This window comes from Rathayibacter sp. AY1D2 (assembly GCF_002932695.1).
GTDB lineage: Bacteria > Actinomycetota > Actinomycetes > Actinomycetales > Microbacteriaceae > Rathayibacter.
The window spans coordinates 1-9367 of record NZ_PSVX01000096.1; the positions used below are offsets into that span (position 1 = coordinate 1).

The window sequence follows — 9367 nt, forward strand, 5'->3', positions numbered from 1 at the left end:
CCGGAGAGCTCGTTCGGGTACCGGCTCGCGATCACGCGCGGGAGGGACACCTGGTCGAGCAGCTCGAGGACGCGCTCGCGCTGCGACGTCCGGTCGCCGACCTTGTGCACCCGCAGCGGCTCCGAGATGGTGTTGCCGATGTTGTGCAGCGGGTCGAGCGAGCCGTACGGGTCCTGGAACACCGGCTGCATGGAGCGCCGGAGCGCCAGCATGTCGCGGCCCTTGAGCTTCTCTGTCCGGCGACCGGCGATCGAGATCGCTCCGGACGTCGCCGTCTCGAGGCCCAGCACCAGGCGGGCGATCGTCGACTTGCCCGATCCGGACTCGCCCACGAGCGCCGTGGTGGTGCCCTTCGGGATCGAGAAAGACACGTTGTCGACGGCGGTGAAGTCCTCGGCCTTCAGGCCGCCGCGGCGGATCTTGAAGACCTTCGTGAGGCCGTCGACCTCGATCATCGGGGCGCCCGAGGCGACCGCGCCGGCGTGGTGCGCGGCGCCCGCGCCGACCAGGTCGACCTCGCGCACGGCCTCCGACTCGCCGGAGACCGACTCCACGGCCCGGCCGGCCGTCGACTGGATGCGGCGCGACGCGAGGCTGGGCGCCGCCGCGATCAGGCGCTGCGTGTAGGGGTGCTGCGGGTTCTGCAGCACCTCCACCGAGGCGCCGGACTCGACGATGCGGCCCTTGTACATGACGATGAGCTTCTCGGCGCGCTCGGCGGCGAGGCCCAGGTCGTGCGTGATGAAGAGCAGCGCGGTGCCGTCGGTCTTCGTCAGAGTCTCGAGGTGGTCGAGGATCCGGCGCTGGACCGTGACGTCGAGCGCCGAGGTGGGCTCGTCGGCGATCAGCAGCTGGGGAGCCGCGGCCAGGCCGATGCCGATCAGCACGCGCTGGCGCATGCCGCCCGAGAACTGGTGCGGGAACTGCTTGAGGCGCTTCTCCGCGTCGGCGAGGCCCGCGTTCTGCAGGACCTCGATCGCCTTGGCGCGCACCTCCTTGCGACCGGTCGCGAGGCCGTTGGCCTTGATGGTCTCCTCGACCTGGAAGCCGACCGACCACACGGGGTTCAGGTTCGACATCGGGTCCTGCGGGACGTAGCCGATCCGGCGGCCGCGGATGTCCTCGAGCTCGGTCCTCGTCGCCTTCGCGAGGTCCTTGCCGTCGAACAGCACGGAGCCGGCGGTGACCTGGCCGGTGCCGGGGAGCAGGCCGATGATCGCGGCGGCGGTCGTCGACTTGCCGGAGCCCGACTCCCCCACGATCGCGACGGTCTGGCCGTGCTCGATCGTGAGGCTCACGCCGCGGAGGGCGGGGACCAGTCCGCTGCCGGTCTGGAAGCCGACCTCGAGGTCGGTGACCTCGAGCAGCGGCCCGTGCGGTGCGTTCGGTGTCGTGGCGGTCATCGGAGGGCCCTCGCCTTCGGGTCGAGCGCGTCGCGGAGCGATTCGCCGAGGAGGATGAAGCTCAGCACCGTGACCGTCAGGGCGATCGACGGGTAGATCAGCGTCTGCGGGTTGGTGCGCAGATCGCGCTGGGCCTGGCTGATGTCGTTGCCCCACGACATGACCGAGCCGGGCAGGCCGACGCCGAGGAACGACAGCGTCGCCTCCGCGGTGATGGCCGCGCCGAGCGAGATCGTCGTGACGACGATGACGGGAGCGATCGAGTTCGGCAGCACGTGCCGGAACAGGATCGCCATGCGGGAGAGGCCGGTCGCGGTGGCGGCGCCGACGAAGTCGGCCTGCTTCACGCGGAGGACCTCGGAGCGCAGGACGCGCGCCGTCGTCGGCCAGGCGAACGCGCCGATCGCCAGGGCGATGACGAACACGTTCCGGTAGGCCGAGAAGACGGACATGATGACGACCGCGGCGAGGATGTAGGGGATCGAGAAGAAGATGTCGCCGAGGCGCATGATCACGGTGTCGACCCAGCCGCCGAAGAAGCCGGCCAGAGCGCCGCCGATGACGCCGGAGACCGTCGTGATCACGATCACGATGAGGCCGACGGTCAGCGACGTGGACGTGCCGTGGATGATCCGCGAGAAGACGTCGCACCCCTGCTTGGTGTAGCCGAGCAGGCTGCCGTCGCCGGGGCCCTGGTTGCTGAACGAGAGCGCGCACTGGCGGGGGTCCACCGAGGTGAACAGGCCCGGGAACAGCGCGACGGCGATGATGACGAGGATCAGGACGCCCGAGATCCAGAACATGGGCCGCTTGCGCAGGTCGCGCCACGCGTCGGTCCAGAGGTTGCTGGGCTTCTCGTCGAGGCTGACGGCGTCGACCGACGCGATCGGCGTCTCCTCGAGCGGGGCCACGAAGTGGTCGATGCCGCGGGCCCTCTGCGCGCCGTCGGTGGACTCATTAGGCACAGCCGATCCCCGGGTCGAGTACGGCGTAGAGCAGGTCGACGAGGATGTTCACCACGAGGTAGAACAGCACCATGACCGTGACGAAGGAGACGACGGTCGGCCGCTCACCTCGGATGATCGCCTGATAGAGCGTGTTCCCGACTCCGGGAACGTTGAAGATGCCCTCGGTCACGGTCGCGCCGACGATCAGGAGGCCGAAGTCGGCTCCGAACTGCGTCGTGACCGGGATGAGCGAGTTGCGCAGGACGTGCACGGGGATGACGCGGCGTCGCGAGAGCCCCTTGCTGTACGCGGTGCGGACGAAGTCCGAGCCGGCCGTCTCGATGACCGAGCCGCGCGTGAGGCGGATGGCCGACGCGACCACGAACAGGGCGAGCACGATCGCGGGCAGCAGCAGCCTCTGGAACGACGCGTCGGCTCCGACGGTCGGAGGGAACCATCCCAGCTGGATCGCGAAGAAGGACTGCGCGATGAAGCAGAGCACGAAGATCGGCACCGACACGAGCAGGAGGCTGACGACCAGGGCGCTCGCGTCGAAGAAGCTGCCCTTGCGCAGACCGCTGATGAGGCCGATGGTCAGCGCGACGACGATCTCGCTGACGATCGCCATCATGGCGAGCGTCAGGGTGACCGGGAAGGTGCGGGCGCGGATCTCGTTGACGGACTTGCCGGAGAACGAGATGCCGAAGTCGCCGCGGACGACGCCTCCCAGGTAGTACAGGTACTGGACGAAGAAGGGCTCGTTCAGGTGGTACTGCTCCTCGAGGCGGGCGAGGAGTGCGGGGCTCGGCGTCTTGTCGCCGAAGAGCGACAGGAGCGGGTTCCCCGGCATGGAGAAGACCATGAAGTAGATGAGGAACGTGGTGCCGATGAGCACGGGGACGGCTTGCAGGATGCGTCGGACGATGTAGGCGAGCATGTCAGCCCAGCCGGTTCCGGAGTCGCATGGATGGGGACCTCATTCGATTGTGACCGAAACAGGGCGCTCCGCCCGTGCCGTGACCTGGTGGCCGACGGCACGGGCGAAGCGCCCCAGTGGTTCGAGCTTAGTTCTTGGTGATCTCGTAGTAGAGCGGCACCGAGTTCCAGCCGAACTCGACGTTCGACACGCCCTCGCCGTAGCCGCCGGTCACGTTCGCGTACCACAGGGGCAGCGACGGGAGGTCCTTCAGGAGGATCTCCTGGGCCTGCTGGAACGTCTTGTTCGCAGCGTCGGCGTCGGCGTCCGACAGGCCCTGCTGGAGCAGGGTGTCGAACTCGGGGTTCGAGTAGTCGCCGTCGTTGGACGAGGCGCCGGTCACGTAGAGCGGTCCGAGGAAGTTGTAGAGGCTCGGGTAGTCGGCCTGCCATCCGGTGCGGAACGCGGTCTCGATCGAGCGGTCGACGATCTTGGTGCGCGCCTCGGCGAAGGTCGGGTACGCGTCGCCCTCGGCGTCGATGCCCAGCGTGTTCTTGATCGAGTTGGTCACCGCGTCGACCCAGCCCTGGTGGCCGCCGTCGGCGTTGTAGGCGATCTTGAAGGTGCCGTCCCAGGGGCTGATCGCGTCGGCCTGAGCCCACAGCGCCTTGGCCTCGTCGGGGTTGTACTCGAGCACGTCGGCGCCGGAGAGGGCGTCGCTGTAGCCGTCGATCACCGGGGAGGTGAAGTCGGAGGCCGGGGTGCGGGTGCCCTCGAAGATCACGTCGGTGATCTCCTTGCGGTCGAAGGACATCGAGATCGCCTGGCGGCGGAGCTGGCCCTCCTCGCCGTCGAAGTGCGGGAGACGGCCCGGGATGGTGAAGGACTGGAACACGGCCGAGGGCTGGTTCACGGCGCGGTCGCCGAGGTCGCTCTCGAAGGTGCCGAAGGCGGAGTCCGGGATCTGGTCGATCACGTCGACGTTGCCGCCGAGGAGGTCGGCGTAGGAGGCGTCCTGGGTGGCGTAGAAGACGATCTTCAGGCCGCCGTTCTGGGCCTCGCGGGGGCCGGTGTACTCGTCGTTCTTGACGAGCTCGATCTGGACGTCGTGCTGCCACGCGTCGTCGCCGTCGAGCTTGTACGGGCCGTTGCCGATCGGGTTCTCACCGAAGGCGGCCATGTCGTCGAACGCGGCGGCGGGCAGCGGGTAGTACGCCGAGTAGCCGAGGCTGATCGGGAAGTCCGACTGCGGGGACTTGAGCGCGACGGTGAAGGTGGTGTCGTCCACGGCCTTGAGGCCGGTGAGCTCGCTGTCCTCGGTGTCGCTGAAGCCCTCGAAGTTCGAGAAGAACGACGCGCTGAGCTGGTTGTTCGACAGCTTGGCGCCGTAGTTCCAGGCGTCGATGAACGAGCTGGAGGTGACCGGGTCGCCGTTCGTGAAGGTCAGGCCCGACTTGATTGTGATCGTGTAGTTCTGCGCGTCGTTCTTCTCGAACTTCGAGGGCTTCAGCGACACCGAGGACAGCGAGCTCACCGGCCTCAAGGCCGTGGACGACACCACCTTCACCGTCGCGCTCAAGTCCCCGCAGTCGGACTTCCCGATCAGCCTCGGCTACTCGGCGTACTACCCGCTGCCCGCCGCCGCGTTCGACGACATGGCCGCCTTCGGTGAGAACCCGATCGGCAACGGCCCGTACAAGCTCGACGGCGACGACGCGTGGCAGCACGACGTCCAGATCGAGCTCGTCAAGAACGACGAGTACACCGGCCCCCGCGAGGCCCAGAACGGCGGCCTGAAGATCGTCTTCTACGCCACCCAGGACGCCTCCTACGCCGACCTCCTCGGCGGCAACGTCGACGTGATCGACCAGATCCCGGACTCCGCCTTCGGCACCTTCGAGAGCGACCTCGGCGACCGCGCCGTGAACCAGCCCTCGGCCGTGTTCCAGTCCTTCACCATCCCGGGCCGTCTCCCGCACTTCGACGGCGAGGAGGGCCAGCTCCGCCGCCAGGCGATCTCGATGTCCTTCGACCGCAAGGAGATCACCGACGTGATCTTCGAGGGCACCCGCACCCCGGCCTCCGACTTCACCTCCCCGGTGATCGACGGCTACAGCGACGCCCTCTCCGGCGCCGACGTGCTCGAGTACAACCCCGACGAGGCCAAGGCGCTGTGGGCTCAGGCCGACGCGATCAGCCCCTGGGACGGCACCTTCAAGATCGCCTACAACGCCGACGGCGGCCACCAGGGCTGGGTCGACGCGGTGACCAACTCGATCAAGAACACGCTGGGCATCGACGCCGAGGGCGACGCGTACCCGACCTTCGCCGAGGCGCGCACCAAGATCGTCGACCGCTCGATCGAGACCGCGTTCCGCACCGGATGGCAGGCCGACTACCCGAGCCTCTACAACTTCCTCGGACCGCTCTACGTGACCGGCGCCTCGTCCAACGACGGCGACTACTCGAACCCCGAGTTCGACACCCTGCTCCAGCAGGGCCTGTCGGACGCCGACGCCGACGCTGCGAACAAGACGTTCCAGCAGGCCCAGGAGATCCTCCTGAAGGACCTCCCGTCGCTGCCCCTGTGGTACGCGAACGTGACCGGCGGCTACGGCGAGGGCGTGTCGAACGTCGAGTTCGGCTGGAACTCGGTGCCGCTCTACTACGAGATCACCAAGAACTAAGCTCGAACCACTGGGGCGCTTCGCCCGTGCCGTCGGCCACCAGGTCACGGCACGGGCGGAGCGCCCTGTTTCGGTCACAATCGAATGAGGTCCCCATCCATGCGACTCCGGAACCGGCTGGGCTGACATGCTCGCCTACATCGTCCGACGCATCCTGCAAGCCGTCCCCGTGCTCATCGGCACCACGTTCCTCATCTACTTCATGGTCTTCTCCATGCCGGGGAACCCGCTCCTGTCGCTCTTCGGCGACAAGACGCCGAGCCCCGCACTCCTCGCCCGCCTCGAGGAGCAGTACCACCTGAACGAGCCCTTCTTCGTCCAGTACCTGTACTACCTGGGAGGCGTCGTCCGCGGCGACTTCGGCATCTCGTTCTCCGGCCAGTCCGTCAACGAGATCCTCGCCCGCACCTTCCCGGTCACCCTGACGCTCGCCATGATGGCGATCGTCATCGAGATCGTCGTCGCGCTGACCATCGGCCTCATCAGCGGTCTGCGCAAGGGCAGCTTCTTCGACGCGAGCGCCCTGGTCGTCAGCCTCCTGCTCGTGTCGGTGCCGATCTTCGTGCTCTGCTTCATCGCGCAGTCCTTCTTCGCGATCCAGCTGGGATGGTTCCCTCCGACCGTCGGAGCCGACGCGTCGTTCCAGAGGCTGCTGCTGCCCGCGATCGTGCTCGCCCTGTTCGTGGTCGCGTCGGCCATCCGCCTCACGCGCGGCTCGGTCATCGAGACGGCCGGCTCGGACTTCGTCCGCACCGCGTACAGCAAGGGGCTCTCGCGACGCCGCGTCATCCCCGTGCACGTCCTGCGCAACTCGCTCATCCCGGTCACGACGCAGTTCGGAGCCGACTTCGGCCTCCTGATCGTCGGCGCGACCGTGACCGAGGGCATCTTCAACGTTCCCGGAGTCGGGAACACGCTCTATCAGGCGATCATCCGAGGTGAGCGGCCGACCGTCGTCTCCTTCGTCACGGTCATGGTGCTGTTCTACCTCGTGGTGAACATCCTCGTCGACCTGCTCTACGCCGTACTCGACCCGAGGATCCGCTATGCCAAATGAGTCCACCGGCGGCGCGCAGAAGGCCCGCCGCATCGACCACTTCGTGGCCCCGCTCGAGGAGACGCCGATCGCGTCGGTCGACGCCGTCAGCCTCGACGAGAAGCCCAGCAACCTCTGGACCGACGCGTGGCGCGACCTGCGCAAGCGGCCCATGTTCTGGATCTCGGGCGTCCTGATCCTCGTCATCATCGCCGTCGCGCTGTTCCCGGGCCTGTTCACCTCGGTGGACCCCCGCCAGTGCGCGCTCTCGTTCAGCAACCAGGGCCCCGGCGACGGCAGCCTGCTCGGCTACACCAAGCAGGGGTGCGACGTCTTCTCGCGGATCATCCACGGCACGTCCACGTCGCTGACCGTCGGCCTCATCGTGATCGTGATCACGACGGTCTCCGGCGTCATCGGCGGCGCTCTGGCCGGCTTCTTCGGCGGCTGGGTCGACACCGTGATCATGCGCCTCGGCGACATCTTCTTCTCGATCCCCTACATCCTCGCCGCGGTCGTCATCATGTCCGTCTTCTCGGCCTACCGGAACGTGTTCGTCATCGCCCTGGCGATCGGCGCGTTCGCCTGGCCGACGACGGCGCGCGTCCTGCGCTCCGAGGTCCTCCGCGTGAAGCAGGCCGACTTCGTCGGCGCCGCCACCGCGACCGGCCTCTCCCGCATGGCGATCCTGTTCCGGCACGTGCTGCCGAACTCGATCGCTCCCGTCATCGTCGTCACGACGATCTCGCTCGGCGCGGCCATCACCGCGGAGGCGACGCTGTCGTTCCTCGGCGTCGGCCTGCCCGGCTCGGTCATGTCGTGGGGCAACGACATCAGCCAGGCCCAGCGCGATCTGCGCACCAACCCGCAGACGCTGATCTACCCGTCGATCGCCCTGACGGTCACGGTGCTGAGCTTCATCCTCCTCGGCGAATCGCTCCGCGACGCGCTCGACCCGAAGGCGAGGGCCCTCCGATGACCGCCACGACACCGAACGCACCGCACGGGCCGCTGCTCGAGGTCACCGACCTCGAGGTCGGCTTCCAGACCGGCAGCGGACTGGTCCCCGCCCTCCGCGGCGTGAGCCTCACGATCGAGCACGGCCAGACCGTCGCGATCGTGGGGGAGTCGGGCTCCGGCAAGTCGACGACCGCCGCCGCGATCATCGGCCTGCTCCCCGGCACCGGCCAGGTCACCGCCGGCTCCGTGCTGTTCGACGGCAAGGACCTCGCGAAGGCGACGAGGACCGAGCTCGAGGACATCCGCGGCCGCCGGATCGGCTACGTCCCGCAGGACCCGATGTCGAACCTGAACCCCGTGTGGTCGGTCGGCTTCCAGGTCGAGGAGACCATCAAGGCCAACGGCCTCGCGACCGGTCGCAAGGAGGTGCGCGCCAAGGCGATCGAGGTCCTGCAGAACGCGGGCCTCGCCGACGCGGAGAAGCGCCTCAAGCAGTTCCCGCACCAGTTCTCGGGCGGCATGCGCCAGCGCGTGCTGATCGGCATCGGCCTGGCCGCGGCTCCCCAGCTGCTGATCGCCGACGAGCCCACCTCGGCGCTCGACGTCACGGTCCAGCGCCGGATCCTCGACCACCTCGAGACTCTGACGAAGACCGACGGCACCGCGCTGCTCTTCATCACGCACGACCTGGGCCTCGCCGCCGAGCGCGCCGAGAAGCTCATCGTCATGTACAAGGGCCGCATCGTCGAGTCCGGCGCCTCGGTGGAGGTGCTGCAGAACCCGCAGCACCCCTACACGCAGCGCCTGATCGCGGCGGCGCCCAGCCTCGCGTCGCGCCGCATCCAGTCGACGGCCGGCCGGGCCGTGGAGTCGGTCTCCGGCGAGTCGGAGGCCGTGCGCGAGGTCGACCTGGTCGGCGCGGGCGCCGCGCACCACGCCGGCGCGGTCGCCTCGGGCGCCCCGATGATCGAGGTCGACGGCCTCACGAAGGTCTTCAAGATCCGCCGCGGCGGCCTGAAGGCCGAGGACTTCACCGCCGTCGACAACGTGTCTTTCTCGATCCCGAAGGGCACCACCACGGCGCTCGTGGGCGAGTCCGGATCGGGCAAGTCGACGATCGCCCGCCTGGTGCTGGGCCTCGAGACGGCGACGTCCGGAGCGATCTCGATCGCCGGTCGCCGGACAGAGAAGCTCAAGGGCCGCGACATGCTGGCGCTCCGGCGCTCCATGCAGCCGGTGTTCCAGGACCCGTACGGCTCGCTCGACCCGCTGCACAACATCGGCAACACCATCTCGGAGCCGCTGCGGGTGCACAAGGTCGGCGACCGGACGTCGCAGCGCGAGCGCGTCCTCGAGCTGCTCGACCAGGTGTCCCTCCCGCGCGTGATCGCGAGCCGGTACCCGAACGAGCTCTCCGG

Annotated in this window: 7 protein-coding genes and 1 pseudogene; 4 read left to right on the forward strand and 4 right to left on the reverse strand. The window is 68.3% G+C overall.

What is annotated here, in order from left to right; all coding sequences use genetic code 11:
• The 4 genes from C5D04_RS16960 to C5D04_RS16975 all read right to left on the reverse strand — a co-directional run.
• On the reverse strand, positions 1-1403 hold a 1403-nt coding region (locus C5D04_RS16960; RefSeq protein ID WP_104348083.1), incomplete at its 3' end, for an ABC transporter ATP-binding protein.
• The gene (locus C5D04_RS16965) at positions 1400-2368 is read right to left on the reverse strand and encodes an ABC transporter permease (protein ID WP_104348084.1); all 969 of its coding nucleotides are present in this window, start codon (positions 2366-2368) and stop codon (positions 1400-1402) included. The genes C5D04_RS16960 and C5D04_RS16965, both read right to left, overlap by 4 nt.
• A complete protein-coding gene (locus C5D04_RS16970) occupies positions 2361-3287 on the reverse strand; it encodes an ABC transporter permease (RefSeq protein WP_104348085.1) in 927 nt (308 codons plus the stop codon). Before C5D04_RS16970 ends, C5D04_RS16965 begins: the two co-directional genes overlap by 8 nt.
• A 127-nt stretch (positions 3288-3414) precedes the next feature.
• Positions 3415-4782, reverse strand: a complete 1368-nt coding sequence (locus tag C5D04_RS16975; RefSeq protein WP_258068962.1) for an ABC transporter substrate-binding protein — start codon at positions 4780-4782, stop codon at positions 3415-3417.
• A 16-nt stretch (positions 4783-4798) separates the two neighbouring features.
• On the opposite strand from C5D04_RS16975, the pseudogene C5D04_RS16980 reads away from it, so the two are divergent.
• The 4 genes and pseudogenes from C5D04_RS16980 to C5D04_RS16995 all read left to right on the forward strand — a co-directional run.
• A pseudogene (locus C5D04_RS16980) lies at positions 4799-5953 on the forward strand (ABC transporter substrate-binding protein); the annotation flags it as partial.
• Between the two features lie 127 nt (positions 5954-6080).
• Positions 6081-7010: an ABC transporter permease gene (locus C5D04_RS16985; protein ID WP_104222975.1), complete on the forward strand. Its 930-nt coding sequence runs from the start codon at positions 6081-6083 to the stop codon at positions 7008-7010.
• Positions 7000-7968 (forward strand): ABC transporter permease, encoded by a 969-nt coding sequence (locus C5D04_RS16990; protein ID WP_104222976.1) that lies wholly within the window; start codon positions 7000-7002, stop codon positions 7966-7968. The genes C5D04_RS16985 and C5D04_RS16990 overlap by 11 nt, the downstream gene beginning before the upstream one ends.
• Positions 7965-9367, forward strand: a 1403-nt coding sequence (locus C5D04_RS16995) for an ABC transporter ATP-binding protein (RefSeq protein WP_104348083.1), incomplete at its 3' end; no start/stop codon positions are given. The genes C5D04_RS16990 and C5D04_RS16995, both read left to right, overlap by 4 nt.